The sequence below is a fragment of the Ectobacillus sp. OTK genome (genome assembly GCF_059698935.1).
In genome coordinates, this window is sequence record NZ_AP048547.1 from 2766452 (window position 1) to 2792424 (window position 25973).

General features: G+C 41.1%; 47 protein-coding genes. 44 read left to right on the forward strand and 3 right to left on the reverse strand.

Translation table 11 applies throughout. The features are described from left to right. Positions 1 to 45 precede the first annotated feature (45 nt). Positions 46 to 459, reverse strand: coding sequence for a helix-turn-helix domain-containing protein (locus AC6HZ4_RS13755; RefSeq protein WP_497490106.1), 414 nt, complete (start codon positions 457 to 459; stop codon positions 46 to 48). A gap of 164 nt (positions 460 to 623) precedes the next feature. Between AC6HZ4_RS13755 and AC6HZ4_RS13760 the strand changes: the two genes are divergently transcribed. The 5 genes from AC6HZ4_RS13760 to AC6HZ4_RS13780 are packed head-to-tail and all read left to right on the forward strand — an operon-like array spanning position 624 to position 1639. After that, on the forward strand, positions 624 to 839 hold the full coding sequence (locus tag AC6HZ4_RS13760) for a helix-turn-helix transcriptional regulator (protein ID WP_497490107.1): 216 nt from the start codon (positions 624 to 626) through the stop codon (positions 837 to 839). Positions 840 to 878: 39 nt separating this feature from the next. Continuing rightward, positions 879 to 1022 carry a hypothetical protein gene (locus AC6HZ4_RS13765; protein WP_497490108.1) on the forward strand — a complete coding sequence of 48 codons (144 nt, stop codon included), beginning with the start codon at positions 879 to 881 and terminating at the stop codon, positions 1020 to 1022. Then, positions 1019 to 1210 (forward strand): hypothetical protein, encoded by a 192-nt coding sequence (locus AC6HZ4_RS13770; RefSeq protein ID WP_497490109.1) that lies wholly within the window; start codon positions 1019 to 1021, stop codon positions 1208 to 1210. The genes AC6HZ4_RS13765 and AC6HZ4_RS13770 overlap by 4 nt, the downstream gene beginning before the upstream one ends. Continuing rightward, positions 1191 to 1370 (forward strand): hypothetical protein, encoded by a 180-nt coding sequence (locus AC6HZ4_RS13775; RefSeq protein WP_497490110.1) that lies wholly within the window; start codon positions 1191 to 1193, stop codon positions 1368 to 1370. The genes AC6HZ4_RS13770 and AC6HZ4_RS13775 overlap by 20 nt, the downstream gene beginning before the upstream one ends. A 17-nt stretch (positions 1371 to 1387) precedes the next feature. Continuing rightward, on the forward strand, positions 1388 to 1639 hold the full coding sequence (locus AC6HZ4_RS13780; protein WP_497490111.1) for a hypothetical protein: 252 nt from the start codon (positions 1388 to 1390) through the stop codon (positions 1637 to 1639). On the opposite strand, the gene AC6HZ4_RS13785 is transcribed toward AC6HZ4_RS13780, so the two are convergent. Continuing rightward, complete coding sequence (locus tag AC6HZ4_RS13785) at positions 1636 to 2019, reverse strand: hypothetical protein (RefSeq protein ID WP_497490113.1); 384 nt, start codon at positions 2017 to 2019, stop codon at positions 1636 to 1638. The genes AC6HZ4_RS13780 and AC6HZ4_RS13785 overlap by 4 nt on opposite strands. Positions 2020 to 2091: 72 nt before the next feature. On the opposite strand from AC6HZ4_RS13785, the gene AC6HZ4_RS13790 reads away from it, so the two are divergent. The 36 genes from AC6HZ4_RS13790 to AC6HZ4_RS13965 all read left to right on the forward strand — a co-directional run bounded on the left by AC6HZ4_RS13790 (position 2092) and on the right by AC6HZ4_RS13965 (position 23012). Then, positions 2092 to 2610 (forward strand): hypothetical protein, encoded by a 519-nt coding sequence (locus tag AC6HZ4_RS13790; protein ID WP_497490114.1) that lies wholly within the window; start codon positions 2092 to 2094, stop codon positions 2608 to 2610. After that, positions 2595 to 2738: a hypothetical protein gene (locus AC6HZ4_RS13795; RefSeq protein WP_497490115.1), complete on the forward strand. Its 144-nt coding sequence runs from the start codon at positions 2595 to 2597 to the stop codon at positions 2736 to 2738. Before AC6HZ4_RS13790 ends, AC6HZ4_RS13795 begins: the two co-directional genes overlap by 16 nt. Before the next feature lie 22 nt (positions 2739 to 2760). Continuing rightward, positions 2761 to 3624, forward strand: coding sequence for an ORF6N domain-containing protein (locus AC6HZ4_RS13800; RefSeq protein ID WP_497490116.1), 864 nt, complete (start codon positions 2761 to 2763; stop codon positions 3622 to 3624). After that, positions 3621 to 3923: a hypothetical protein gene (locus tag AC6HZ4_RS13805; protein WP_497490118.1), complete on the forward strand. Its 303-nt coding sequence runs from the start codon at positions 3621 to 3623 to the stop codon at positions 3921 to 3923. The genes AC6HZ4_RS13800 and AC6HZ4_RS13805 overlap by 4 nt, the downstream gene beginning before the upstream one ends. After that, positions 3920 to 4174, forward strand: a complete 255-nt coding sequence (locus tag AC6HZ4_RS13810) for a hypothetical protein (protein WP_497490119.1) — start codon at positions 3920 to 3922, stop codon at positions 4172 to 4174. The genes AC6HZ4_RS13805 and AC6HZ4_RS13810 overlap by 4 nt, the downstream gene beginning before the upstream one ends. A gap of 6 nt (positions 4175 to 4180) precedes the next feature. Next, on the forward strand, positions 4181 to 4411 hold the full coding sequence (locus AC6HZ4_RS13815) for a hypothetical protein (RefSeq protein WP_497490120.1): 231 nt from the start codon (positions 4181 to 4183) through the stop codon (positions 4409 to 4411). 15 nt (positions 4412 to 4426) lie between these two features. Then, positions 4427 to 4609, forward strand: coding sequence for a hypothetical protein (locus tag AC6HZ4_RS13820; protein ID WP_497490122.1), 183 nt, complete (start codon positions 4427 to 4429; stop codon positions 4607 to 4609). Positions 4610 to 4684: 75 nt separating this feature from the next. Continuing rightward, positions 4685 to 6685, forward strand: a complete 2001-nt coding sequence (locus AC6HZ4_RS13825) for an AAA family ATPase (protein WP_497490123.1) — start codon at positions 4685 to 4687, stop codon at positions 6683 to 6685. Beyond that, positions 6682 to 6930 (forward strand): hypothetical protein, encoded by a 249-nt coding sequence (locus AC6HZ4_RS13830; RefSeq protein WP_497490124.1) that lies wholly within the window; start codon positions 6682 to 6684, stop codon positions 6928 to 6930. The genes AC6HZ4_RS13825 and AC6HZ4_RS13830 overlap by 4 nt, the downstream gene beginning before the upstream one ends. Beyond that, on the forward strand, positions 6930 to 7106 hold the full coding sequence (locus AC6HZ4_RS13835; protein WP_497490126.1) for a hypothetical protein: 177 nt from the start codon (positions 6930 to 6932) through the stop codon (positions 7104 to 7106). The genes AC6HZ4_RS13830 and AC6HZ4_RS13835 overlap by 1 nt, the downstream gene beginning before the upstream one ends. Next, the gene (locus AC6HZ4_RS13840; RefSeq protein ID WP_497490127.1) at positions 7106 to 7318 is read left to right on the forward strand and encodes a hypothetical protein; all 213 of its coding nucleotides are present in this window, start codon (positions 7106 to 7108) and stop codon (positions 7316 to 7318) included. The genes AC6HZ4_RS13835 and AC6HZ4_RS13840 overlap by 1 nt, the downstream gene beginning before the upstream one ends. Continuing rightward, a complete protein-coding gene (locus tag AC6HZ4_RS13845; RefSeq protein ID WP_497490128.1) occupies positions 7315 to 8232 on the forward strand; it encodes a recombinase RecT in 918 nt (305 codons plus the stop codon). Before AC6HZ4_RS13840 ends, AC6HZ4_RS13845 begins: the two co-directional genes overlap by 4 nt. Next, positions 8232 to 8933, forward strand: coding sequence for an MBL fold metallo-hydrolase (locus AC6HZ4_RS13850; RefSeq protein WP_497490130.1), 702 nt, complete (start codon positions 8232 to 8234; stop codon positions 8931 to 8933). Before AC6HZ4_RS13845 ends, AC6HZ4_RS13850 begins: the two co-directional genes overlap by 1 nt. Positions 8934 to 9040: 107 nt before the next feature. Then, positions 9041 to 9910, forward strand: coding sequence for a DnaD domain protein (locus tag AC6HZ4_RS13855; RefSeq protein WP_497490132.1), 870 nt, complete (start codon positions 9041 to 9043; stop codon positions 9908 to 9910). Then, the gene (locus AC6HZ4_RS13860) at positions 9801 to 10703 is read left to right on the forward strand and encodes a DnaA ATPase domain-containing protein (RefSeq protein ID WP_497490133.1); all 903 of its coding nucleotides are present in this window, start codon (positions 9801 to 9803) and stop codon (positions 10701 to 10703) included. The genes AC6HZ4_RS13855 and AC6HZ4_RS13860 overlap by 110 nt, the downstream gene beginning before the upstream one ends. Positions 10704 to 10875: 172 nt before the next feature. Next, positions 10876 to 11121: a helix-turn-helix domain containing protein gene (locus AC6HZ4_RS13865; protein ID WP_497490134.1), complete on the forward strand. Its 246-nt coding sequence runs from the start codon at positions 10876 to 10878 to the stop codon at positions 11119 to 11121. A gap of 2 nt (positions 11122 to 11123) precedes the next feature. Beyond that, entirely contained in the window at positions 11124 to 11510 is a 387-nt protein-coding gene (locus tag AC6HZ4_RS13870) for an IDEAL domain-containing protein (protein WP_497490135.1), read from the forward strand. Beyond that, positions 11491 to 12156 carry a hypothetical protein gene (locus AC6HZ4_RS13875; RefSeq protein ID WP_497490136.1) on the forward strand — a complete coding sequence of 222 codons (666 nt, stop codon included), beginning with the start codon at positions 11491 to 11493 and terminating at the stop codon, positions 12154 to 12156. Before AC6HZ4_RS13870 ends, AC6HZ4_RS13875 begins: the two co-directional genes overlap by 20 nt. A 25-nt stretch (positions 12157 to 12181) precedes the next feature. Beyond that, on the forward strand, positions 12182 to 12391 hold the full coding sequence (locus AC6HZ4_RS13880; protein ID WP_497490138.1) for a hypothetical protein: 210 nt from the start codon (positions 12182 to 12184) through the stop codon (positions 12389 to 12391). Beyond that, positions 12357 to 12908, forward strand: coding sequence for a dUTP diphosphatase (locus AC6HZ4_RS13885; protein ID WP_497490139.1), 552 nt, complete (start codon positions 12357 to 12359; stop codon positions 12906 to 12908). Before AC6HZ4_RS13880 ends, AC6HZ4_RS13885 begins: the two co-directional genes overlap by 35 nt. A 168-nt stretch (positions 12909 to 13076) precedes the next feature. Further along, positions 13077 to 13250: a hypothetical protein gene (locus AC6HZ4_RS13890; protein WP_497490141.1), complete on the forward strand. Its 174-nt coding sequence runs from the start codon at positions 13077 to 13079 to the stop codon at positions 13248 to 13250. A 36-nt stretch (positions 13251 to 13286) separates the two neighbouring features. Beyond that, positions 13287 to 13478 carry a hypothetical protein gene (locus tag AC6HZ4_RS13895; protein WP_497490142.1) on the forward strand — a complete coding sequence of 64 codons (192 nt, stop codon included), beginning with the start codon at positions 13287 to 13289 and terminating at the stop codon, positions 13476 to 13478. Between the two features lie 12 nt (positions 13479 to 13490). Then, positions 13491 to 13775: a hypothetical protein gene (locus tag AC6HZ4_RS13900; RefSeq protein WP_497490143.1), complete on the forward strand. Its 285-nt coding sequence runs from the start codon at positions 13491 to 13493 to the stop codon at positions 13773 to 13775. Next, positions 13772 to 14383: a hypothetical protein gene (locus AC6HZ4_RS13905; RefSeq protein ID WP_497490145.1), complete on the forward strand. Its 612-nt coding sequence runs from the start codon at positions 13772 to 13774 to the stop codon at positions 14381 to 14383. The genes AC6HZ4_RS13900 and AC6HZ4_RS13905 overlap by 4 nt, the downstream gene beginning before the upstream one ends. A 55-nt stretch (positions 14384 to 14438) precedes the next feature. Further along, positions 14439 to 14843, forward strand: coding sequence for a YoqU family phage-derived protein (locus AC6HZ4_RS13910; RefSeq protein ID WP_497490146.1), 405 nt, complete (start codon positions 14439 to 14441; stop codon positions 14841 to 14843). Between the two features lie 37 nt (positions 14844 to 14880). Then, positions 14881 to 15969: a DNA cytosine methyltransferase gene (locus tag AC6HZ4_RS13915; RefSeq protein WP_497490148.1), complete on the forward strand. Its 1089-nt coding sequence runs from the start codon at positions 14881 to 14883 to the stop codon at positions 15967 to 15969. A 63-nt stretch (positions 15970 to 16032) separates the two neighbouring features. Further along, positions 16033 to 16230: a hypothetical protein gene (locus AC6HZ4_RS13920; protein ID WP_497490150.1), complete on the forward strand. Its 198-nt coding sequence runs from the start codon at positions 16033 to 16035 to the stop codon at positions 16228 to 16230. Between the two features lie 3 nt (positions 16231 to 16233). Further along, positions 16234 to 16404 carry a hypothetical protein gene (locus tag AC6HZ4_RS13925; protein WP_497490152.1) on the forward strand — a complete coding sequence of 57 codons (171 nt, stop codon included), beginning with the start codon at positions 16234 to 16236 and terminating at the stop codon, positions 16402 to 16404. A gap of 193 nt (positions 16405 to 16597) precedes the next feature. After that, positions 16598 to 16825, forward strand: a complete 228-nt coding sequence (locus AC6HZ4_RS13930; protein WP_497490153.1) for a hypothetical protein — start codon at positions 16598 to 16600, stop codon at positions 16823 to 16825. A 38-nt stretch (positions 16826 to 16863) separates the two neighbouring features. Beyond that, positions 16864 to 17520 carry a hypothetical protein gene (locus tag AC6HZ4_RS13935; protein ID WP_497490154.1) on the forward strand — a complete coding sequence of 219 codons (657 nt, stop codon included), beginning with the start codon at positions 16864 to 16866 and terminating at the stop codon, positions 17518 to 17520. 35 nt (positions 17521 to 17555) lie between these two features. Beyond that, a complete protein-coding gene (locus tag AC6HZ4_RS13940; RefSeq protein ID WP_497490155.1) occupies positions 17556 to 17747 on the forward strand; it encodes a hypothetical protein in 192 nt (63 codons plus the stop codon). Positions 17748 to 17850: 103 nt separating this feature from the next. After that, positions 17851 to 18126: an ArsR/SmtB family transcription factor gene (locus AC6HZ4_RS13945; protein WP_497490156.1), complete on the forward strand. Its 276-nt coding sequence runs from the start codon at positions 17851 to 17853 to the stop codon at positions 18124 to 18126. A gap of 310 nt (positions 18127 to 18436) precedes the next feature. Continuing rightward, the gene (locus AC6HZ4_RS13950; protein ID WP_497490157.1) at positions 18437 to 19069 is read left to right on the forward strand and encodes a terminase small subunit; all 633 of its coding nucleotides are present in this window, start codon (positions 18437 to 18439) and stop codon (positions 19067 to 19069) included. Next, on the forward strand, positions 19056 to 20624 hold the full coding sequence (gene terL / locus AC6HZ4_RS13955) for a phage terminase large subunit (protein ID WP_497490159.1): 1569 nt from the start codon (positions 19056 to 19058) through the stop codon (positions 20622 to 20624). The genes AC6HZ4_RS13950 and terL overlap by 14 nt, the downstream gene beginning before the upstream one ends. An 11-nt stretch (positions 20625 to 20635) precedes the next feature. Then, positions 20636 to 22111, forward strand: a complete 1476-nt coding sequence (locus AC6HZ4_RS13960; RefSeq protein ID WP_497490160.1) for a phage portal protein — start codon at positions 20636 to 20638, stop codon at positions 22109 to 22111. Continuing rightward, positions 22098 to 23012: a phage minor head protein gene (locus AC6HZ4_RS13965; protein WP_497490161.1), complete on the forward strand. Its 915-nt coding sequence runs from the start codon at positions 22098 to 22100 to the stop codon at positions 23010 to 23012. The genes AC6HZ4_RS13960 and AC6HZ4_RS13965 overlap by 14 nt, the downstream gene beginning before the upstream one ends. A gap of 15 nt (positions 23013 to 23027) precedes the next feature. Here AC6HZ4_RS13965 and AC6HZ4_RS13970 read toward each other — a convergent pair whose 3' ends face one another. Further along, complete coding sequence (locus AC6HZ4_RS13970) at positions 23028 to 23189, reverse strand: ribbon-helix-helix domain-containing protein (protein ID WP_497490162.1); 162 nt, start codon at positions 23187 to 23189, stop codon at positions 23028 to 23030. Between the two features lie 108 nt (positions 23190 to 23297). Here AC6HZ4_RS13970 and AC6HZ4_RS13975 point away from each other — a divergent pair, with 108 nt between their 5' ends. The 3 genes from AC6HZ4_RS13975 (at position 23298) to AC6HZ4_RS13985 (ending at position 25969) form a co-directional block, all read left to right on the forward strand. Continuing rightward, positions 23298 to 24239, forward strand: a complete 942-nt coding sequence (locus AC6HZ4_RS13975; protein ID WP_497490163.1) for an endonuclease domain-containing protein — start codon at positions 23298 to 23300, stop codon at positions 24237 to 24239. A gap of 302 nt (positions 24240 to 24541) precedes the next feature. Further along, positions 24542 to 24763, forward strand: a complete 222-nt coding sequence (locus AC6HZ4_RS13980) for a hypothetical protein (protein WP_497490165.1) — start codon at positions 24542 to 24544, stop codon at positions 24761 to 24763. A 15-nt stretch (positions 24764 to 24778) separates the two neighbouring features. After that, positions 24779 to 25969 carry an XkdF-like putative serine protease domain-containing protein gene (locus AC6HZ4_RS13985; RefSeq protein ID WP_497490166.1) on the forward strand — a complete coding sequence of 397 codons (1191 nt, stop codon included), beginning with the start codon at positions 24779 to 24781 and terminating at the stop codon, positions 25967 to 25969. Positions 25970 to 25973 lie beyond the last annotated feature (4 nt).

The following is a 25973-nucleotide window of genomic DNA, read 5'->3' on the forward strand; positions in this document are numbered from 1 at the left end:
CGGTATGTAGTATGTAATATACAATAACGTATCAGAAGTTCACACTTAGCTCTTCTCCTGCTGCTTTTTTCGCTCCATGGCCTTATGTAACGTGTACTCGAAATGCCTCTTGATGTCCTCAACATCCTCTGGTGAAAGATTCTTCCACTTTTCGATATCGAAGAAGCCCATGCTTTTCACGCCGAGGCTTTCTAAGTAATTAGTGATCTCGGCGAGGGAGTCGTAGGGTTCACTACTTTTTAAGTATTTTCCTTCCTGACCTGTTTCTCCAAGCAAATAATCAACTGACACATCATACTTTTCAGCTAATTTTTTGACGTTTTCAAGGGAAGGTTCATTCCTTCCTTGTTCATAGTAGCCATAAGCACTTTCTGAAATACCGAGATATTCAGCGACGTCTCGTTGTTTCAATTTATGTAACTTTCTTAGTTTTTTTAGCCGCTCTTTAATGTTAGGCATGATAACTCCCTTTCTAACTTAATTTACATACATTATACAACTTTGAGTTGGGCGGTTAAAAATAAAATAAATAAATACAACATAAAATTGTTTTAAGAGGTTTACAAACAACAATAAGTTGGGTATTATAAAAACAACAAAACGTTGGGAGGTGCTAAAGAGAAATGACAAGACGACGCTCCAAGTTAGTTCAACTTAGAAAGGAAAAAAGTTTGTTACAAAAAGATATTGTAGATATCCTCAAAAAAGAATACGGTGTGCTAATCACAGAAAGTTATTATGGCATGATTGAGCAAGGGGTTAGAACTCCAAGCCTAGAAATAGCTTTAGCTATATCGAAAGTATTCAGACAAAGCCCAGAGCATATTTTTTTTGGATAAGAACACAACATTTTGTTGTTTTTTTAGTGAGGTGAGAACATGAGTGATCAAATCCCAAAACAACCGATAGCAAATGAACCAAGTCCAGAAGCAATTCGCGCAATGATCCGCTTCCTGATGAAAACTTCCGTCCCGCGAATTATTGCTAAGGAACGTGCGAAAAAAAAGGAGGAAAAAGCGTGAACATCGAGGAGTATGCATTTCGTTTAGAGGTGCAGTTGGCAATTGCAAAAATCATTATGTCATTAGATGACCAACATTACTCAAAAGATGATGTGCGGGTAGAGTTACTGGCAATCCTTAACGGCATGAATGAAACGCAATTAATGATTCCAGAGGAGGAAGAGGAACATGGACGCAAGCACGGTTGAAAACGTGAATCACTTGTTGATTTTCGCAGCATGTTTTGTTCTCGTAGTCGTCACAATCGGATTCGTTGGAACATTCATTGACAAATTGATGAAAGAGAATGAACAGCTTAGAGCAAAACTCGCGCGATTTGAGCAAATCGAGCAGTTAAGAAAGAGATAAGAAGAGGAGAAATCGGAATGACAGATCAAGAACGAATTGCCCAATTAGAAGAGCGTGTTGCAAATTTGGAAAGGTTGCTGGCAAAAGAAGCCGCCGCGGCAACGACGGCTGAAAATGAAAATGCTCATTTGGATTTAAAAGGCTGCACCCAATGCGGTAGAGGGTGGAGCAACCGCCTAAGACTATGCGGTTACTGTGGATATCGCTTAATACCAGTTAGAAATCTTATGGAATTTTTCCCGGGAAGAGTGTTCCCAAAGGCAGATTAAAAATCTTTTGGAATTCTCTTTTCTCGCCATTGCTTAGTTTTATCTAGGTTAAGCGTAGCAAAGACAGAAGTAATGTCGCTAAAACTGTTCAAGATTTTTGAGCCATTGGTGTCTAATTGAATTTCTTCTAGAGCCGTGCTGAATAAATGAACCTTAGCTTTTCCGTCTTCCATTTTGAAAGAAATATCTCCAACCGTATTGTAGATGCCTTCTTCATTAGGGATAAAGACATCAATCACTTCAGAAGAAACATTAATTCCAAGCAAAATTTTGTTTGGTAACTCTAAGAGCATGGTTCCGCGCTTATTGCCTTGAGCAAGACGGTGCCATTTACCAGAGACGGCTTCAACTAAGACACTCCCATCTGGATAGTCTGCCATATTAACACCTCCTTTCCGAATATCACAATTCGACAGAAAAGAGGAAAATCCTTGAAAGAGAGAGGAAACAGGATGCCTGAACTCAAGGTGATACAGGGAATTCGCAAAAACAAACGCGATTACCACTCTATCTACACAAAAATGTTCATGAACGCTTTAAATGAAGCGGAACAGCAAATAGAAGAAACCGGAGTATTCAACTTAGACACTACAAGAAAAATCGTTCTATCCGGTGTGAAAATGATTAATGCCGACCGTCAAAAAAATATGGGTTATGAAGACCTTGTTGGCAGATTCAAACTTATCGATTGCATCAAAGTCATAGCAAGTTCATTAACCCCAAACGAATTTCAAACTGTTTTTCCAGTAGCCAAGGAATACGATGGAGAGCGATACGGAGTAAAGGATTACTTCTTCACAAAGAAAGTGATTGAAGATATGGGTGAAGATGATCCGATAGGAGACAACATTGATGATTTTCTTTGGGATTATCAGAACCGGGAAGTAGGGAAATTTATCGTGAATTCCTTGTCGGTTGTAAGTGATATTCGAAGAGCTGAGGGTAAAAAGGACTTATGGAAGAGTTTCTAGAGGATAAAGGTATTCCAACGTACACACTTCACGAAAGTCATTCAGGAAAGAAGTTCTTAACAAATAATGATACAGGCGAAACGGTTGAGGTTAAAAAGCCGCGTCCGAGATATTTGAAGCCGCTTTGATGAAAACAGGAGGGAAAAGCGAATGCAGCAATTGCAATTATTAGGAAAACAAAATGTTGCTGGTTATGAATTCACTGGAATCGAGGGAGGATTCGGTGAAGGTAAGAAAGCGATGTTAGTTAAGGAGATTGCAGAGATTCACAAGCAACAATTAGGAGAAGTGAACAGAAGAATTAATGATAACCGCAAAAGGTTCCAAACCGGTGTTGATATTGTGGATTTAAAGGCTAATGGGTTTGAGCCATTAGGGTATGAAGACTTTGGTTACACAAAGCAGTCGTTCAATCAATCCAACAATGTTTATATTTTATCGGAACGAGGGTATGCAAAGTTATTAAAAATTCTCGAAGACGATACAGCGTGGGAATTATACGACCAATTCGTTGATGGTTATTTCAGCATGAGAAGCGACTTACAGGGGTTAAGTCCTCAACTACAAATCCTAATCAAAATGGAACTAGAACAGAAACGCTTAAATCAAGAACTTGCTGAAACGAAACAGAAAGCAGCGGAAACAGAACGCAAAGTCGATAGCATCACTGAAATTGTAGCACTTAATTCAACCGGTTGGCGTGAAGATACAACTGCAATCATTAATAAAATCGCACTGAAAACAGGTGGATATGAACAATATCGCAACATCCGTAACGAAAGCTACGAGCTGCTAGAGCAACGAGCTAATGCAAACCTTGGTATTCGCGTCACTAATAAACAAAAGAAGATGGCTCTTGAAGGTGTTGCGAAATCCAAAATTTCTAAGGTGTCGAAGCTTGATGTGATCGAAGAGGATAAACGCTTGTTGGAGATTTATTTAGCGGTTGTAAAGGAAATGGCGATTAAGTATCAGGTTGAATATAACCAAGTCAGAAATGAGGGAACAGCATGATAACAAGCTTTAAACGTGCAGCACTCTCTACTCAGGTTTTACCAGAGCATCTCGAAGAAGCTGTCAGGATTCGCGCTGAATTGGAATATGTGTCGGGACATCAGTGGAAGGCGATTGATAACGATGATAATGCGGCGTTTCGTCACTGGAAACTCCGTGAAATTGATTTGCAAACACGGCTAAATGAATTGAAAGACGAACGCTCAAAGGTGCAAATGGTGATTGATCGTATGGAGGAGATTGGAGCAAATGCCGATGTGATTCGGGCGTATCACTTGAAGGAGGGTGGGAACAAATGAGAGACACAACTGTAACGATGCCGCTAACAGAATTCGATAAGTTACGTAACCAAGAAAAAGCTCTTCTAAAATTACGCGAAGAAATCCAAACGTTATTTGAGGAAGTTGAAGAGTACAACGACGAAGCGGATGAAGTGACTTCTAATATCGTCGTTGATATGAACCGACTTAAGAATCTCTTGCTTCAGTTCAGTAGCTTTTGGGATTTTCTTTCTTCTGATGAAGTCGAACTTTTAACGAAAGGAGAGTAATGAAAGATGGATGTAGTCGGATTAGAAAACTATGGTTGGTCATTGCGTGTTGCCCATTTTAGTTCATTAGGCGACAAAAACATAGATGAGCAGGTTAACAAGTTTATGGAGGAAAATCCTGACGTGACGATTCGGGATATTCAATACAGAGCAGCTTCTTTCCCTGATGTTGAACGATACGGATGGGATGCAGAAATTGATTATTCAGTGCTAATTGTATACGAGATAAAACGATAAAAGAAGGTGAGAAACATGGTAAATACAAGAATCTCGCTTAATGCTTCAATCGCTGTTCTCGAAGCACTTATTGCGGAGAATGAAGGTACACAAGATTCATACACACTCGGTGTTGTATTCGGTTACAAAATAGCGGTACAAGAATTGAAACGTGCGCAAGAAGCTTTAAAGCATGATGAACAACCATGTGCAGTATAAAGACTCCTGCTGCAACAGGAGCCCTTTGAAAAAAACAGTTTGAATCATTATACCACGAAAACGGAGGGATTAACCATGAAGCAATTAAAACTTGTTGGTCTTAATTTGAAAAATTTCAAGGGGATAAAGCAATTTACGCTAGACGCCCAAGGCGAGAACGTTAAGGTTTACGGGGATAACGCAACCGGTAAGACTACATTGTTCGATGCTTTTGTTTGGCTGCTGTTCGATAAGGATTCTAACAACAAAAAGGACTTCTCCTTAAAGACTCTTGATGTGCATGGTAAAGAGCTACATATGCTCGAACATGAGGTAGAAGGAAGCTTTTTACTAGATGGTCAGACCATCACTTTACGAAAAGTATTTGCTGAAAAATGGACGAAGAAGCGCGGATCTGCAACAGCAGAGTTCACAGGACATACCACTGATTACTATGTGGACGGTGTTCCAACTAAAAAAGGTGAGTATCAAAAGCAAGTAGATAGCATTGTGAAAGAGGATATTTTTAAGTTGCTAACAAGCCCATCATTCTTCAATGAGCAATTGAAATGGCAGGACCGTCGCAAAACACTTTTAGAAATCTGTGGGGATATTTCGGATGAAGAAGTAATCGCAAGTGACAATGCTTTAGCGAAGCTTCCAGCTATCTTACAAGGCCGCACAATTGAAAATCACCGTAAGGTTATCGCAGCTCGTCGTGCTGAAATCAATAAGGAGCTTGAAAAAATTCCTGTTCGTATCGATGAAATACAGCGTAGCTTGCCGCAGTTGGATGAATTAGACAAGCAAGCATTAGAAACGGAAGCCAATCGTTTAAACGCTCAAATTGACGAAGCTATGACGCAGATTAGCAATATTCGTAACGGAAAAGCCATTGCGGATAAGCAAAAGGCTATTCAAGAAATTGAAATTCAGCTTCTTGAGATCAAGCGCGGTCATGATTCTGATTCTAAGGACAAATTGTATCAGTTGAAAGCTCGCATTCAAGAGGAACAATCCAACGTTTCCATTCTTAATTCCAAGTTAGAAACCATCAAGAATCAGAAGCGATTCAACGATGAGAACATTCAGCGCACCGAAGAACAATTGGTACAGCTAAGGAAGGAATGGCATGAAGTGAACAGTCAGGAATTCAAGCATACAGATGCTTGTGAGTGCCCGACATGCGGTCAGTCTCTACCTGAAGAACAAATTGAAGAAACAAGAAGCAAAGCACTAGCTCAATTCAACTTACAGAAAGCTCAGAAGCTTGAGGGAATTCAAGACAAAGGAAAGCAAGGGAATGAACGTAAGCAAGGGCTCATTCAAGAAAATGAAAAACTTGCAGTAGAGTACGAAAAATTGAGTGGTCAGATTACTGAGAAGCAAACACTTATTGCCAAGTTAAATACTCAACTGACAGAGCAAGAAAGCCTTGTTACTGACATTTTGGATAATCCGCAATACGTTGCAAAGCTTCAAGAAAAGCAGAGTATAGAAGCAGAAATGAAAAGCGTTCGTGATATGTCTGAACAGGCGGTTCAAGATATCCAAACGGAAATTATTTCGCTGAAACAAAAACGCGATCAATTACAGGCAGAGGCCGGAAAATTTGCTCTTGTGGAACAGTCCAACAATCGGATTGAAGAACTTACGCAGCAGGAACGTGAATTGGCAGCGGAGTTTGAAAAGCTAGAGCATGAACTGTTCCTGACGGAAGAGTTTATCCGTACGAAGGTTAATTTGCTGGAAGAGAAAATCAATAGCCGCTTTAAATATGCACGCTTCAAGTTATTTGAAGCACAAATCAATGGAGGACTTACTGAGGTATGTGAAACAACCTTCCAAGGTGTCCCTTACGGTTCCGGATTGAACAATGCAGCAAAAATCAATATCGGCTTAGATATCATCAATACACTTTCTGAGCACTATGACTTCTCAGCTCCTATTTTTATCGATAACAGTGAAGCAGTTACGAAGCTTATCGATACAAAAGCACAAACAGTCAGTCTCATTGTTTCTGAACCGGATAAGGCATTAAGAGTCGAAATTGATGATAATGACCTGGTACCTGTTGATATCGAGGTGATCGCATGAGCGAAATTGTAACAGTGAAAGTTGTCACTGGCTATAACTCCGATGGAGTTAGTCATGAAACATTATATATCAACGGTAAATCATGCATCAGCACTTACCCACTTTATGAATGTCCAGAGGATGCAACACTGGAACGAGATATTGTAGGTGCTTCTCGATTTGCTAGCCTATTAGAAAATTTCTTAATTGAACACAAGGGAAAGAAAGTCAAATTTGTCTATGAGGACGAGGAGGAGGACATCTAGTGAGAACATTCGTGATAGAGGAGACCAAGCAAATCATTATGCAAGTAACAGTTGAAGCAGAAGATGCTCAAGAAGCTCTTAGGAAATTTAGAACTACAAAAGACAGACATGTCATCGAAATGTCAGAGGATTCTCATGTCACTATAACCCCAATCAAGGAAAAGGGGGCTATCTAATGGCGTTAAAAAGTTATTTTGTCATTGAAGTGAACGGGATTCCTGCATCTAAAGAATATGATAGTTATCCATCTGATGAGGAAATAGAGCAAGTAATAAATGAACGTTTTCCTAAAGGTTTTATCTATGATTCGTTAGCTAATGAAAATATTTATCCAACTGTACAAGTGAAGAAATTCTACAAATTAGAAAAAACGGAGGGAATTAAATGAGTAGTCAAAATCAGTTAGCGATGGTTAAGAAGGATACGATTGATGTAGTAGCTGCTAAGGTCAAGGAATTCCAGTCACGCGGGGAGATTCACTTCCCCGCCGGCTATAACCCTGAAAACGCAATGAAGAGTGCATGGCTCATTCTCCAAAGTACGCTAGATCGCAATAAAAGACCTGCTTTGGAAGTTTGTACAAAGGATAGCATCGCTAATGCGCTTTTAGACATGGTAGTGCAAGGGCTGAATCCGGCAAAGAAGCAAGGGTACTTCATTGTATATGGTAATCAATTGGTGTTCCAACGCTCTTATTTCGGAACAATGGCTGTCACGAAGCGTGTGACAGGTGCAAAAAGCATTGACGCTGCTGTTATTTACGAGGGCGATGAAGTGGAATACGAAATGGAAAATGGTCGGATCGTCAACCTGAAGCACAAACAAAAATTCGGCAATATCAACAAAGATAAGATTCTTGGCGCATACTGCACCATTGTTATTAACAAAGACAACGTGTACAGCGAGTTGATGACAATAGATGAGATTCGCAAGTCTTGGAGCAAGGCGCAATTTTGGGGTAAGGAACAGACTGAGGAAAAGGTAGGAAGCACTCATGAAGAGTTCCGACAAGAAATGGCTAAGAAAACGGTTATCAATCGTGCTTGTAAGAAATTCATGAATTCTTCCGATGACAGCAGCCTGTTATTGGATAGCTTCAACCGCGAAGATGAAGTAACGGATGAAGATCGCTTACAAGAAGAAATTCAGCAAAATGCCAATCAGGAAATTATTGATGTGACTTATGAAGAGCAACAAGAACCAAAGCAGATTGAAGCTAATACCAATCAAACAGTGGAATTCCAGCAACAAGTACCGCAACAAACGCAAATGGAGTTCGTTGCAGGCGGGCCCGGTTTCTAATGATTGAGATTACAGCCCTTGCTTCCGGTTCAAAGGGGAACTGCTACCGGGTGACAGACGGTAGTACTCCTCTCTTGCTGGAATGCGGGATAAGCTATCGTGATATTCAAAAGGGATTTGATTTTCAAATGTCACAGGTTGCAGGTTGCTTAGTATCACATAGTCATTTAGATCATTGTAGAGCAATCCGGGATGTAGTTAAGGCAGGAATTGATACCTATTTATCTGAGGAAGAAAGACAGGCTATAGGCATCACTCACCATAGGATAAAGACAATTAAACCCTTAGAGCAATTCAAAATTCGTACGTGGACGATACTGCCGTTTGACGTAAACCATGATACAGGGAATCCGTTAGGTTTTCTAATGGTTAATCAACAAGGGGAAAAGCTTTTATTCGCAACAGACACCTATTACATCAAGTACCGGTTCCCGGGGCTCAATTACATTATGGTCGAGTGCAACTACGCAATGGATATTTTGGAAGCAAATATTGTAACGGGTAGAACACCAACTGTGATGAAGAAACGGCTTATGCGGTCACATTTCAGCCTTGAAAACGTGAAAGAGTTTCTTTTGGCTAATGACTTGGAACAAGTACAGGAAATATGGCTACTACATCTTAGTGACAGCAATAGCGACGAGGAACGATTCAAACGTGAAGTGATGGAATTGACAGGAAAGATGGTTCGGATTCCATAGAAAAAGCTCCCTCTGGGAAGAGAGGGAGCAATAAGGGAAGTCTTAAAAAATATTCGATAGTACAGGTTATGCAGAAACTGTACTTCTTATGCGGACGGTGATACAACATGGGAATTTTTCGAGTAAAGAAAGACAGTAATTATTCAGTCATCCACAATACACCGATTCAAGACAGTACATTAAGTTGGCGCGCGAAAGGATTGCTAATCTACATACTCTCTTTGCCGGATGATTGGACGTTCTACATTGAAGAGCTTAGCAAGCATTCAAAGGACAGCGAGGACACTACGCGCAAGGCAGTGAGTGAATTGAAGAAAGCTGGTTATCTACGTAGGTTTCCGGTACAGGATCCGAGTACTGGGAAAATCACACACTGGGAAACAGCGGTTTATGAAACACCGAACTTAGAAACCACCCCGGCAGAAAACCAGTCAGTGGAAGAACCACCTAGTGGAAAAACCACCATGTGGAAAACCACCCCGGTGGAAAACCAGTCAGTGGATTTTCCGACACTACAAAATACTAATCTTTTACTAAGTACTGAAGAACTAAGTACTAACTCTACTAATGATGATGATATAGAGCCTCACCAATTAATTGATGTTGCTTATAAAAATTGCTACGCAGCGTTACAAACGAATGGAATTCCATTGAGTGTAAAAGCACAACAAGAGCTCGGCGAATTTACGGACACGCTTGGAGAAGCAGTTGTACAGGAAGCAATCAATCGAGCGATAGATGAGAATGCGCCAAGATGGAATTATATACGCGGTATTCTCATCCCTTGGCAAAATGCAGGCGTGAAAAGTATTGCGGACATAGCGGCTTTAGATGCTCAGTTTAAAAACAGAAAAGGCGGTGGAACGAATGCAACACATCGGAGTGGCTATGGAAGCTATTCTCCAGCGAGCCGAAGCTATGCAGAAGAATATGCAAACAGACGAAGAAACATGCCAAGTTTCATCAAGCGAGTATAAATGTCTGAAATGCAAAGATACAGAGTTTGTGTTCAGGAAAGAGCCGCAGATCCGATACGACAGTGAAGGTCAGGAAAAAGTGTACTACGTGGAAGTAGGAGAGCCTTGTGATTGCCGGAACCAACGGATGCTAGAACGGCGCTTGCAAAATGCTCTTATTCCAGAAGAGTTTGCAAACGCTCGGTTTGACAGCTACATCCAAGAAACCACAGCGCAGCAGTTGCTGTATAAGACCATGGCTGACTATTTACGAGCTTTCCCTGAGATTGAAGGAACAAGGCATAATTCACTCGGCTTTATGGCTGAGTTTGGAGAGCTTCGTATCCGGCAGCTTCCGCCCAAAGAGCGAGCAGAAGCGAAGCTGAAATATAACAATTTTGGGCTAGGTAAGACACACCTGCAGGTAGCAGCTGCGAAATACCTTATGAAGCATGGTAAAGGCAAGCGTGTGTTGATGATTGCTGATGCAAGTTTTATGGACGACCTCATTGCCGCAAAGATGGCGAAAGACGATGGAGAGGAACTGAACCGCCTTCTCGGATATGCAATTTCAGTAGATGTCCTTATTTGGGATGATATTGGGAAATCAAAGCACTCAGAAGCAAAGGAAAATCTGTATTACCAAATCATTGACGGTCGTTATCGTAAGAAAAAGCCAATCATCTTCAGCTCCAATGAAGATGATGAAACAATCGCAGAAAAGATTGGGTATGCAGCATGGAGCCGGCTGCAGGGGATGGCAAAGGATTATCTTGTTGCGGTATCAGGCGATGACTATCGGACGAAAGGATGATAATCATGTGTGGATGTAATGGCACGGGCAAACTTATACAGCCGCTAGGCGCAGGGATGATAACTTTTCTTCCTTGCTCCTGCGAAGTGGCTCAAGAAGGAGTATCACGCTCTTTAGAAAGGATGGCAGCGTTTGAAGATCGTTTGGTGGCTGCGGAACAGGAGTTAGCAAGATGTACAAATCACGCGTAGCTGTTGAACGGAGAGTTACCTATATTGCGCTAGAAAACTTGAATTTCTTGTGGGATGAGGATGAAGTACTTAAGTTTCGCGAGATGTGGGAAGAGGGCCTTTCTCTTCCTGACATCGCCAAGGAGCTCAAAAGAAAACAAAACGAGGTTGCTGTTCTCATATTAGATCAGGCAGAGGAAAAGAAAATCAAACCGCGGCCAGGCGGGTTATGGGGATGGGTGATATAAGCATGGAAATCAAATTTGGTGCAATCGAACTCGGCACAAAAGTAGTTCCGCTTGACGAAAACTCCTCTCAGTGGAAGAAAGCGAAAGATAAGGGCCAGCCGTACTTAGTGGTTGTAGCGGTGCAACATCGGCAGCCGGAGGCGGTATATGCGGTTACATCGGAAGAGCGACCAAAATTCGGTATGACAGTAGAGTGGGTGACGGAAGAAAAACTCAAGCTGTATACGCCTTACACGGACGAGGATTGGGTTCAGTTGTTCGAGGAATGCAACAAGTTACGGTTGAAGCTGCGAATAGATAAGGCGCTAGAGGAACGGGATGAAGCGGCGTTTCTGGATCTGACGGAAGAATTGAAAAGGGGGATGCTTGATGGAAAAGAAACTGCATAAGCCGTGGGATGTGCTACGTAAAGCGGCGCAAGGGATGATTGAATTGCCCGTGAAGGTGAAAAGGCATAGAAGATTTAAAGAAGCTGACATTATAGTAGTTTCCGAATTTTTAACGCCTGTTAATATCAACACTCCATATAAACGGCGAATGATTGCTTTGAAAAATGAAGATAACCGTATGTTACAAGCAGGATGGTTTGAAGATGAGGAATGGGAACTGCTACTTGAGCCGAAATTCAAAGTCGGGGACCTCATTGTAATTGAGTACAAAGGCGAATCATGGATAGCGAAATTTTCAGGACAGGGACAAGAAAAGGTAATCAGAGTGAGTAATGTTGCTCCAATGCAAAGAAAGTTTTGGGACATGGGTGACATGGATGTGTCTTTGGAAGTATATAACGTTCGTCGTGCTACAGCCGAAGAAATAGCCGCAGATAAGAAACGGCGTTGGTGGGCGGAGCTCGGGCGTGAGGTGGATGAATATCGTGCAGGGGATGTTGTTCAACGTGATGACGGGAGAATTCAAACGGTTGCTGAGCATGCATCTAATGACTTGCGGTCTGTCTATATCGCTGAAGCGGATGTACCGATCTATACGAAGTATTTGAAGTTAGTTGCACCGGTTGAGCAACGTTTAGATAAATAAGCTTGGCACCTAGGAGAGGAATGTAATGGAAGATTTTAATAGACAAGCATTGCTATACGAAGCAGAGCATGTTCGTTACTGGACGGCGAAAGAACAGGCTTTGCTTTCTAAGTTAGCGCATGCCAGCGCAATGAAAAGACATCATCAGAATGAGTTAGCAAAGCTACAACGGATGATTGAGAACGAGGGGAGAGAAGGAAATGGGATTACAAATAAAAGTGAAAAAGATGCGTGACGATGTATCGCTTCCTGTGTATGCGAAGGAAGGTGATGCAGGATTCGATTTAGTTGCAGCGGAGGATATGGTGATTGAGCCAGGCGAAACAAAGGTTGTGCCCACAGGTTTAGTATTTGAGATACCAATAGGATATGAATTGCAAGTCAGACCACGTTCTGGGATATCACTTAAAACGCGTTTGCGCGTTATTCTAGGCACGGTAGATAGTTCGTATAGGGGTGAGGTAGGGGTAATCGTAGAAAACGCCGAGAACGAACTCTCAAATCATGTGCATGTAAAAGACGAGGGAGATTCATACATCGAGGTTGGGTATTCCAATGTAGTCTATGACATCAACGAGACGTTCGCGCGGCTTTGTGAAGATGCAAAAGTCGGTTCTTATCTCATCCGTAAAGGGGAAAGGATAGCTCAAGGTGTGATTGCCCCGGTGGAAACAGCTAGTTTTATAGAATCAGAGGAGTTAAGTGACAGCGAACGCGGAACAGGTGGGTTTGGTTCTACTGGGGTGAAGTGATGAACATCATTATCGCTGACGACCGGCCCTCATGGATGAAAGAGGAAGATCGTATCATGGCTTGCTTGTTACGGTGCCCTGTATATAAATATTGCTCTAATCGCTTTGGAATGGATTGTAAACGTCTTGGAGGCTCAGAAATACCGAAGTTGATAGGGGGAAAATCAAATGCTCATCAGACAATACGGAGCAAGGCAAGGAGAAATCATAATATATCGACGCACCCAACAAGAAGTAGTACAAGCAGTTCAGGAATTAGAAAAGCGCGGGTATGAATGCGTAAGGCAGATACAGCAAATCACTCGCTGGAAATGGGAAGCAGCGATGAAAAGGAAAAAGTAGTCCTTTCGAGTGGATGAATGAAGGGAGAATGGGAGAATGCCGGATTGGGGAACGGAGAAACAAAAGCTTAAGGGATGGAAGAAGGATGCTGCTGAGGTAAAAGTAAAGCGCAAGAAACGCAAAGCGAAAGCCCAGCCTGTTAAAAAAGAAGTTAGCCGCCGTGATGTGTTGGATTGTATGCAGGCTAGAAGCTATTCCCGCCATCGAGGGGCCATTCGTCAAAGGTAAGGGGGGATTATCTTGGAACTAATCGATGAGCAGCTACAAGCTATAGAAGCATTAGTAGATTGGGTCAAAGAAGCCTTTAGAAAGATTAAAGAATTCTTTAGAAAAATGACTGAAGTTTTAGCGCAACTGGTAGACCGTGAGAAAAATATCGCTATGTGGATAGATGAGGTTTACTTTGTTGAACAAGAAAAGATACATCATGTTCGTTCCAGTTGGGTACCATGTGCTGATAGCAGACGGAAGCACCAAGTCTTAGATAGAAAGCCCCGCTTTACTGTTAGGAAGGTGATTCGATGAAGGACGCAGTACAAAAAACAGACATTTGCATTACCTGCCCAGGATCAAAGTGGGGAGACAGCAACTTTTGTTCGATACATCAGAAGAAATTCCATGAAATTACGGTTTGTCAGGAATGGGAAGCAAAGTTATACATGGAAAAAAGCGGACAACTCACCATGCACGATCCTTCCAAACTCATGGATATTATCCAGCGGACTGAGGAAGATGTACGGAACTATCGATGGATGCAGAAAGAAGTTGAGCGCATTATCAAAGACCTTAATGACGTAGGTGTGGATTCGTCTATGGTCGCGCAGTGGGGTGTAGAAGCGACTTTGCCGAAGGGGAAGGGGCTAAGGTCTGCCATAAACGAAAAACGCCTAAAACGGCAAATGGAGCGGTTAGAACGATTGCAAAACAAGATAGATAGAATCGATGTAGCGGTGAAAAAGGTCGATGTGGATGAGCGGCAACAGGTAGTAATGGAGTGCATGCTTGACGGGGTGCGGATGAACATGATTGCGCAGCATGTCGAAGTATCACGGTCCACGATGGATGAATTGAAACGAACTATCATTACAAAGCTCGCGAATGAAATCTATAAAGAGGAGTTAGAGAGGGGGTAACTCCCTTCTCTGCCAAATGATTGTTTTGTCGGATTCTGAAAAGGGGGATGGAGTAATGAAGAAGCAACAACGGCTGGAGCGCGTTGAAATAGTTAATGCAATCATTCGTGCAATCGCAAGTAGGGGAAGAAGATTCTTTTATGACAGTGAATACGGAACCGTTTCGCAGTTTACTTATATCGGGTTGAAGAAAAACCGTTTGTGGTTTTGTGATAAGAGGGGCGGTAAGGTGAATCCTTATCCTTCTAACCGTCATAGAGATTATCATTTTTCAGATGGTGGTACGCTTTGGGCTTTGGTCCATGATTTTAGTGAATATATCCTTACCGGAAAAATGACAAACGGTAAAAATGGTTACGGTGGTCTGTATTGTCCTCATTGGGGATATTCTGCGGAGGATATGGAAGCTATTCGAGAAAGAGCGGTTGAACTTGGGTATTTGCAACCGCGCAATATTTAACTAAAAATCCATTTAGTAACGAAATGGAGTGGAGAAAATGACTTTAACATTTTGGGATTTCTTTGCCGGGATTGGGGGGTTCCGTCTCGGCATGGAAATGGCCGGACATAAGTGTGAAGCGTATGTAGAATGGGATAAATTTGCTCGTAAGTCATACGAAGCTATTCATAATACAGAAGGAGAGTGGACAGCGCATGATATCACAACAGTTACAAATGACGATGTTCGACCATATCGAGGACGAGTGGACGTTATCTGCGCAGGATTCCCATGCCAAGCTTTTTCAGTTGCTGGAAAACGAGGAGGGTTTGATGACACTAGAGGGACTTTATTCTTTGAAGTCGCACGCATCGCCAATATCGTCAGACCACGCTATTTATTCCTTGAGAACGTCACAGGACTCCTTAACCATGATAAAGGGATTACGTTCGAGACAATCCTCAGAACCTTGGATGAGATCGGGTATGATGCGGAATGGGATTGTCTTAACTCTAAGCACTTTGGAGTCCCGCAAAATAGAGAAAGGGTGTTCATTATCGGACATCTTAGAGGATCAAGTGCCAGAAAAGTATTTCCTATCAAAGCAGCAGATGGAGAAATTGGTGTACCAATCAAAATAGTTGCTCATAGAGAGGGGTTTAGAAGGAGTTTTCAAACATTTTCGCCGGACGGAGCTACAGAAGCAATAGACACCGCTCAAGGTGGAGGAAGAGGACCGCATGTCATAGTGAAAGGAAACGTTAATCCATCTGGAAAAGGAATGAACGGGAATGTTTATGATTCCAAAGGATTAAGCCCGACATTAACAACAAACAAAGGAGAAGGGTTGAAAATAGCACAAGCGGTTCTTACGCCAGATAGAGCAGAGAAAAGGCAGAATGGCAGACGTTTTAAAGAAGAAGGGGAGCCGATGTTCACATTAACAGCGCAAGATCGGCATGGTGTGATGTTAAACGGGTACCAAATCAGAAAATTAACTCCTAGGGAGTGCTTCCGATTGCAAGGTTTCCCTGATTGGGCATTTGATCGGGCGGCTGCTGTTAATTCGGATAGCCAACTTTACAAACAGGCCGGCAATTCCGTCACGGTGAATGTAATCTATGAAATAGCAAAGCTGCTGCAATAAGGCGAGGGAGTGAAAACACTCCTTCGCTATACAAACTTGATTTGGTTGGGAAAGGAGAAATTTATGGATATCGAAACAAAAAACAATCTTAAATTGAGACAAGAAATAATTGATTTAGGGTATGAAATCTCTGGTGATATAGACCATGCTGAATGCTTTTATGATAAAGAAATGCTTGAAGAATTTTGTTCTAATTTAGATAAGTTGAAAAACCTTGCAAGAGAATACTTCGTTTCAAACAGAAAAGAAATGGAGGGCTGAAAAATGGCGGGTTGTCTTGAATGTGGTGAATATATAACAAATCCCAGTGAGTGGGTTTGCGATAAATGCACAGAAAAATTGTTAGCGCCTTGGACGAAATTATCAGAAGAAGAAAAAATTAAATACTTAAAATCCAATGGAGTTAAGGATAAGGATATTGAAAAGTATTTATAACACAAATCCGATTGTGTAAGGAAGCGGAGGGGATTTGATTGAAAAAGAGGATTCGCAAAAAACAACAAAAATTATGCGAGAAATGTTTATTTAAAGGTCTTTGTAAATCAGCGGCATTACCACATTGTAAAGGAAAGGCATTTTATAAAAATTAAAACAGATACCAAATTTGTTAGTGAATGGAGAGGGCATAATGATTAAATATGTTGCTGTTCCTAGAGATTATCAGTGTTCAGAGTGCGGCAGAGAAACTTACAATCATTATAAAAAGTGTTTGGACTGCAAAAAAGAAGGTACTGTAATGTTCAAAGAAAATGAGGAAGATACACAGGAAGAAAAATTAAGAAAGAAACTTCATAACACCATTGATGTTATGTGTTTGAGTCAGCTTAAAGCGTTACACGATTCGTTATTTCAGTAATTTACTACAGATCCCGCATTGAGAAAGGAATGAGAGCTATGACTACATTTGAAACTATTGTTGCGCGGTATAACGAGTTTAATAGCTTTTTACAGTCAATCGACCTTGAGGAATTACGAAAGCAACACACTCGCCATGAGTTAAATGAATTAGCAAGTAAAGTTAGCAATTTTAATTTACGCTCCCTTTCTTATGACATAAGAAAAATTACGGAAGAAATGAAATTTATGGAATATCCGGAATTGTTAGGAGTACATCGTTATCCAGTTTTGAAGCAGATTACATTTTTGACAGATGAACAGAAGTTAGAACTTGATAAATATTTGGCTAAGCATCGAGTAGGTGAGTATGTATCTAATTTGTGGAGAATAGCCAGGAGTGAGGAAAAGGCTAAATTAATTAGAGAATTTCTAGTGCAAAACAAGGTAGTTGAAGTGAACTATTATGGAATCTGTCCTAACTGTATGGAAGGTCTTATTACGGATCGTTTAAATACAGAAGCTAAAGAAAAGATAGATGCAGCTCTTGCTATGGATTCTAATTCTGATGAACGTTGTGAATTTCTTTGGAAGGTGCTACATCACGGATGTATGGAATGTGATGACGAACTTGATCAAGACCGTTTGACCAGATTGGAATACAAGAAAGTGTACCGCATGGTTATGGAACGAGATAAAAGTTTAGATAAAGTCTAACCAAAAAGTTATTTGGAAAGAGGATGAGGTGAAATATGGCTATTTACTACCTATCTGCATGTCATGATTGTAAGGAAAAAATCATGTGGGCGAAATGTCCAGAGGAACAGGCGGAAAAATGGCATAAAGAGTTTCATCCTGGACATAACACAGAACTATCAAATGATTACGACGATGAATTTTATGATCGTATTTGGGAGTACAAAAACTTAGGGATTAATGAATGAACTTACATCCCGAAATTAATTGGAAATATTATTATATTAATATTTAATCAAGTTTACTATAATATAATAGATAGGGATGAAAAAGGAGAAGGGGGATAATGAAATGAATATTGAAAGATTTAATGATGGCGCGGAATTTTTAAAGGTACTAGCCCATCCTGCACGAATCGCGCTTGTAAAATTCATGATGGAAAAAGGTCCCGTAAATGTAACTACTCTTTATGAGGAGCTTAAAGCGCCGCAAAGTACAGTTAGTCAGCATCTAGCGAAATTAAAGACTGCTAAGGTTATCTCAGGAACACGTAAAGGTTTGGAGATTTACTATGAGGTAAACGACAAGCGGGTAGAAAGTATTCTTAATACGCTAGTCAGTGCTTAAGTATCATTAGCTATTAATAAATAAATTCTTTAGAGGCGAATTGCTGCGGCAGTTCGCTCTTTATTTTTACCAAGCAAAACAGGCAAAACAGGCAAATTGTACGTTTTTTGAAACAAGCATAACTAGAATTGTATAATCAGAGTGTGTATTCGATACATGGACAAGCAGTAGCGGAAACTGCTGGTTGTTCGCAGTGAAAACTTTAATTTGATCAATCGTTCGACAACCAAATTCTTCGGAAAATGCTTCTTGAGTGGAGAGTTTTGTCCCCTCTCCCGTTTTGTTGAGCTACTTCATGTGAGGTGGCTGAATGAAGCGAAAGCTTTATCCCCTTTTATGTATGCCGCTTGCTATTGCAGGCGGTTTTTATTTTGTAAAGGGAATATATAGTGAAATTATCATAGGGGTGGTGGGAGTGAACCTTACCGAAAACCAAAAGAAATTTGCAGATTATTACATTGAAACTGGTAATGCGACAGAAGCTTATTTGCGTGCTGGATATAAAGTGAAAAGTGACGGTGCAGCTAGAGCGAATGCAAGTAGATTGCTAACAAATGCTAACGTTCGGGAATATATCGAAGAACGTATGGCGGAGAAAGAATCCGAGCTCATCGCTAAGCAAGATGAAATACTTAGATATCTAACGAGGGTTATGCGCCGTCAAGAGATGGAACACACTGTTGTTACGTTGAAAAGTAGTAGAAGTTGGTACGATTCTAAAGGTAAGAAGCATACAGAGGAAACGGAAACTGCTGAGATTGTGCAAATTCCAGCTAAGTTATCGGATGCAAATAAAGCAGCTGAGTTACTTGGTAAGCGATATATCATGTGGACTGATAAACAGGAGGTAGAACATAGTGGCAACGTGAGCCATCGAGTTGATCTTTCTAGTTTATCGGATGAAGAGCTTGAAAAGGCGTTGAAGAAGTATGACGACAATTAGGGAGCTGCGAGAAGAAAAGTTACGTCGGTTGCTCCAAAAGCGCGTGGAATTGTCGCAGACGTCCTTTTGGGAGTATTGCAAAACGATTGCTCCTGACTTCTATAAAGAAGGTCGTTGGTACCTGAAGTTGTATTGTCACACATTGCAAGCACTATATAACAAGGAGCTCACAAAAGAACGGTTCCATCGATTAGCAGAAGAAATTGCGCCGCAGTGGTTCATGAACGAATTCAACTGGACTGCAATCGCTGATGATGTAGTATTCCAGAAACTTATGATTAATATGCCCCCGCGTCATGGAAAAAGCCGGACGCTTATTTTATTTTGCCAATGGGCACTTGGCAAAGACAAACTAAACAAAATCATTACAACGTCCTATAACGAGGACTTAGCAACAGATTTTAGCCGCTATACGCGTGATGGCATTGGAGCAGAAAAGGCAACTGTAACTGATATTGTGTTTTCTGATATTTTCCCTGACGTTCGTATCAAAAAAGGGGATGCATCTTATCGGCAGTGGGCGCTAGAAGGTTGCTTTTTCACGTATAAGGGCGCTGGTCTTGGCGGCTCCATTACAGGTAAAGGGGGAAATATCCTCATTGTTGATGACCCAGTTAAAAACGCCGAGGAAGCCTTCAATGATAACACACTTGAAAAACAATGGATTTGGTATACAGGTACATTCCTCAGTCGTTTGGAAGAATCGGGAGAGCGGCCAATTGAAATTATCAATATGACTCGCTGGGCAAAGAAAGATCTGTGTGGGCGTATCCTTGATGGTGATAATGGAAAAGAATGGTTTGTTCTTCACATTGAGGTGCAGAGTCAAACAGGTGAAATGCTGTGCGAAGAGTTGTTGTCACGCAAGCGCTACGAGTATTTCAAAAAAGAAATGAATGAAATTATCTTTTTAGCCAACTACCATCAACGTCCTGTGGATGTGAAAGGTAAACTCTATAAATCGTTCAAAACGTATGAAGATGTGCCAAAAGATAGTAGCGGTCATCCTCTGTTTGAACGCATTATCAACTATACAGATACAGCAGATGACGGAAATGACTACCTGTGTTCTATCGTTGCAGGCGTATATCAAGGTGAAGGATATGTCTTAGATGTATTGTACACGAAAGAAGGCATGGAAGTCACAGAGCCACAGACAGCAGACTTCCTTGTTGAAAATGATGTACATGTCGGTATTATCGAAAGCAACAATGGAGGAAAAGGATTCGCTCGAAATGTGCAACGTCTGATCTGGGAGCGACATAAAACGAAAAGTGTTGCTGTTAAATGGTTTCACCAAAACAAGAATAAAGCGGCGCGCATCCTGACTAACAGTACATTCGTGATGAACCATTTGTACTTTCCGGTGAATTGGAAGGATAGATGGCCTGAATACTATGCTGCTATGAACAGTTATCAGAAGGAAGGAAAAAACGCTCATGATGATGCGCCTGACTGTACAACCGGAATTGCAGAATTGATAAACGGTAAACGCCAGGTCGATACATCTGGGGAAGAAAAGAAAAAAGAACGAAAACGAAAAGGATTGTTTTAGGGGGTGAGTGAGTGAAACAAGCAAAGGTGCGAGTGTTTAAAGCACAGACCATACAGTTACCCAGCTTAAAAACGGATTCCAAGCAGCAAAAAACCGAGTATGAAGAGATTATTCAGCCGCGGTACGATATGCTTCTGCTGCGTCAGTTTCGTGAAATGTCAACAGTGTTAGGGCAATGTGTGGATGCTTACAAACGGAATATAGCGGGATTTGGTCTTTCTCAGCAATACATTGAAAACGATAATAGCAAAGAAACCGCTGAAATGAAAAGTGAATGGGACCGGCTGCAGACAGTATTGAAGTATATGAGTGTAGATAAACCGCTTAAAGAAGTATTTGAACAGTCCGTTGAGCATAGGGAAGAGTCAGGAAATGCTTTTATGGAAGTGATTCGTGATGGATTGGGATTACCTGCTGAATTGCTGAATGTATTGCCTGAGACGATGCGAGTGACCAAATATACAGAACCTGTAGATGTTGAGTACATCATTGGCGGTGCGACCGTAAAGCGCAGGAAGAAGTTCCGCCGCTTTGTGCAGCTTGATAACGGTGTGCCGGTTGTATGGTTTAAGCAGTTTGGTGATCCACGCATTATGGATTGCCGTACAGGTGAATTTAAAGACGATACGCCAGCAGAATATCAAGCAACAGAAATCATTCATCTTAAAATTGGTGATGATGTATATGGTGTGCCACGCTGGGTATCTCATCTTATTCATATGTCAGGCAGCCGAAAAGCGGATGAGTTGAATTATCTGTACTTTGTACAAGGTCGTCATACTCCTGCGGCTATCGTAATCTCAAATGGTACGCTGTCCGAAGATAGCGAAGCGGCGCTACAAGAGTACGCGAACAATATTGAAGGCGTAGAAAACTCTCACAAGTTCATTGTTCTTGAAGCGGATGGAGCAGACGATATTGGGCTTTCTGACGACAAGAAAGTGAAAATTGAAATCAAAAGCCTTGCAGACCTTCTTCAAGAGGATGCAATGTTCTTAGATTACGATAAGAGCAGTCGTGACAAAGTACGTTCTGCGTTTCGTCTTCCAGGTGTGTATATCGGAGAAACAAATGATTACAATCGGGCCACAATCAAAACGGCTAAGGAAGTCACAGAGGAGCAAGTGTTCATGCCAGAACGCGAAACACTTGAATTCCTGCTGAACGATGTGCTCCTTGTGCCACACGGTTTTAAATACACGAAAGTGGTACTGAATACTCCTGATTTAACTGATATTGAGGATCAAGTATCCATGCTAGGTGTGTTGAAAGATATTGGTTCTGTTGCTCCAAATGATACGCGCGACTTAGCAGGGAAGGTTATTGGTAAGCCTCTTGAGCCATTCCAAGACGAGAAATACGACGTTCCTATGGGCACGAATGCAAATACATCTATTCCTCTTCAGAAGGCGCAGGAAAGCAATCTCGTTAGTCTCATGAAGGATATTCGGGATGTGTTGGAGGAGTTGCAGCATGCGAAAGATTGACAGGTTGCTAACTTCCTTGAATGCATGGATTCAGAAGGCTGAAGAAGAGGATGATATCACAAAAGATATTCCTGACTTCCCAGGTCTTGATAAAGTCGCTGGATATGTTGAGGATTATGAAAAGAAGATTGCAAAGCTGCTGCGGGAGCAGAAGAAATACTTCCTCAATGGTTTGAAAGGCACTGTGCAGAAGGCAGAAGGTGAAGAGGAACCGACAATCGAGGAACTGCTTATCTATTATACGAACAGCTTATTTGCTGCCGATCAGTTCGTTGAGCAGTTTGGAGAAGAAACGATTGCTATCCTTACCTCAACTATTTCCGAACTTACAGCGGTCATGATGGAGGCCATTGATAAGGATGTAATGTTCGATATCCTGTCCGAACGTACTGTGAAGTGGATTGAATCATGGGCAACAGACTTAGCCGAGCTCATGAAGTTGAATACACATGAAGCGGTTGAACAGGTGCTGAAAGATGGAATTGCAAATGGTGAAAGTATTGCTGAGATTGAACTGAAGCTGAAAGACTTGCCGCAATTCAATCGTAAAAGGGCAAGAACAGTGGCTATCACTGAAATGCTTAGAGCCGCATCGGTTAGCCAATTCGAGGCATATAGTCAAAGTCCTGTGGTCGTGAAGAAGAAGTGGCGCCATAGTGGTAGTCGAAAAAACAATCCACGTAAAGACCATCTTAAATTAGATGGTGTGGAAATTCCAGTAGAGGAAATGTTTGATGTCGGAGGCGAGGAAGGACTATATCCAAGGGCAATAACTTTGAGCGCTAAGCAATCTGTTAATTGTCATTGTGTGCTCTCACCTGTAGTAGACGAAGAAATTTTAGGGCTATCTAAAAAAGAAAAGGAAGCTTTGAGACAAGAAGCACTAAAAAGCATGGAATAAAAAAAACAGCAGTTTTTACCGCTGTTCTTCTAGCTCTAATGCCTTCTTAACAAGCTCTCTTATAGCTTCAGTCCTATTTTTTAGTCGTTTTTCATGCCAATACTCGTCAATCATTTCTAACATTTCATTAGGGAATGTGACTAGCACTTGTGTATTTTTTGTTTTATCAATTGCCATAATGAAACACCTCCTAAAAAGTATTATAAGTTATATAACCTATATAGAAAAGTGCCTAATCATTTGGTATAATGGTTATATAAGTTATATAACTAAGAGGTGAACAAAATGGCGAGACCGAAAACAGCAATAAATACAAATTGCTCATGGTGCGGTATTAGTATCGAAGTTCCTAAGTCTAAATTTAAGGATACAGGGAATTGCTGTAGCAAAAGTTGCGCTGTTAAGCATTATAGAGCTAAAAATCCGCGTAATATAGATGTGATATGTGAGTGTTGTGGAAGAGTGTTTAACCAATATACATCCAGAATAGAAAGAGGGCAGGGGAGATTTTGTTCTAGAGAATGTTCCGCTAAGGTCTTAGCTAGAGAGAACGAATTGTGGCGACACTTGCATACACCAAAAGCGAGAGCTAATTATGATAAGTACTGTGAGAAAATCCGTAATGGTGAAGTTAAACGGACAGCATGGAACAAAGGTGAAGATGTAGAAAAACAATGTCAAAGGTGTAAGAAAACCTTTACTACATCCTATAAAAATCGTGACGTTTACAAATATTGTTCAAAAGAATGCGGACTGCTAGCAAAGAAAGAAAGAACAGGCGAGGAACACCCTCTATATAATCAAGTGAAACAAAGTTGTTTAATTTGTGGAACTGAATTTACAACAAAGCCGTCACTCATAAAAATGGGATGGGGAAAACTTTGCTCCATTAACTGCGTTGGAGCCTATACTACAAAATTACAGGGTGGTAAAAGAAGTTCGATTGAGTTGAAAATAGAGGAACAACTAATCAAACTTGGCATACCTTTTGAATCCCAGTATAAGCTAGGTAGGTGGATTTGTGATTTTGGTATTCCAAAGCATAAGTTAATCGTTGAATGTGATGGAATGTATTGGCATAACCTTCCTAAGCAAAGAGCTAAGGACGAACGTAAGAATAATGACATCGCTAAAAAAGGATGGACTATCATTCGTCTTTGGGAAGATGAAATAAACAATGATATAAACGGTTGTGTCGATAAGATACTTACGGTAATAAATACCTAGAATAATGCGTAAACACCCAATTGGGTGTTTTTATTTTTGAGGAAGAAAAAGAGCAGTTGCGGCAGGAAGCTTTAGAGAATATGAAGTGATGGTGAAGAACCTATGAGACTACTTTTATTGTGGTTTAAGGAAATCAAGTGGGCTAAGAAGTATTACTTAAATGGATTATCTATGTATTTTCTCCATAAGTTAGGGTTGTATAAAAGCTCATGTTTATGGTGGAAAGGCATCGGCACATTTAAACAAGATCTTAAAAGATAAGTATCCATTCGGGTGCTTTTTATTTTGGGGAGGTAACTGAAATGTACTACACATTTAGGATAGGGGAAGCTGAGCAGTGTTTTGAAGGTACACCGGATGAAATCATTCAGCTTATGAAAGCGATGAAGGAGTTAGAGAAGAAGGAATATGCTATTACTCTTAAACCATTCCCATTGGGTCCAGTAATGCCGGGGGCTGTAGATGAGTTCCTGGGTAAAACAGCATTGGATAAGATATTTTACCATTCAAAATGCAGTAAATGAGGGGAGGTGAAATAATTGCCAAGAGAACTGAAAAGCATTGATGTACAGTTTGTTAGTTTTGTAGATAAAGCTGCAAATCAGCGTAAATTCTTCCTTACGAAGAGTGCTGAACAGCAGCCAGAGCCCATTTTTACAAAGTCTGTTCGTATTGTGAAGGACGATAACGACCCGAAACAACTCGTGTACGGAATTGTATATGAGCCGGGTGTGGAAGATACCCATGGAGACTTTGCGACTGCTGAAGCTATCGAGAAGGCGGCACATGACTTTTTAACAAAGTACCGTCAAATCGATACACAGCATGATTTTGAAGCCGGGGCGGGCGAAGTAGTAGAGTCCTATATTGCTCCTGCTGACATGGAGATTGCGGGCGAAGTTATCACAAAAGGTACATGGGTCCTTGTGACAAAAGCTACCGATGAAATTTGGGAAGCAATTCAAAAAGGCGAATATACAGGTTACTCTCTTGCTGGTACAGCAGAGGTAATCGAAAAGCAAGTAAGTCCTGCTCCTCCAACAAACGATGAGACAGGGCTTTTTAATTTGCTTAAAAACTTTTTCACTGGTAAAACAGCAGTGCAAAAAGGTGCGGTTGCTGATAAATACAACAAAAACCGCAAACATCGTGAATTTTGGGCAGCGCAGGATGCTCTCAATTCAATTCTGTTTGATTGGGACAACTGGAACTCAAGTGGATTAATTACCGATGCTGATAAGATTCGTGAGGCTCTACAAGATTTTGTAGACATTGCACAAGAAGTATTGATTGCCGAGGATATTGTGAAAGCAATGGGCGAACGACCAGTTGCTATTCAAAAAGCCGGCCGCAAGATCAGTACAGAAAACATGAACGACATTGATGCAGCAATCAGTGCTTTACAAAACCTGAAAGCTCGCGTGAGTGATGAAAAGGAGGAAGATGAAGTTATGAAAGCAGAAGACATTCAAAAAGCTGTTGAAGCAGCATTAGAGCCTGTTAACGCCCGTTTAACAGCTTTAGAAAAAGGAACAGAGCCGCAAACAGAACCACAGCAAGATGATGTGTTGAAACAGGTAGGAGAAGCAGTGACAAAAGCATTAGAGCCATTTAATGCTCGTCTTGAAGCTGTAGAGAAGGCACGCGGTATTAGCAAGCAGATGCAAGAACCTATTCCTGCACCAGTTAATAAATCTGAAGGCCCAATGTACAGCCGTTACTTCGGCTAATTTG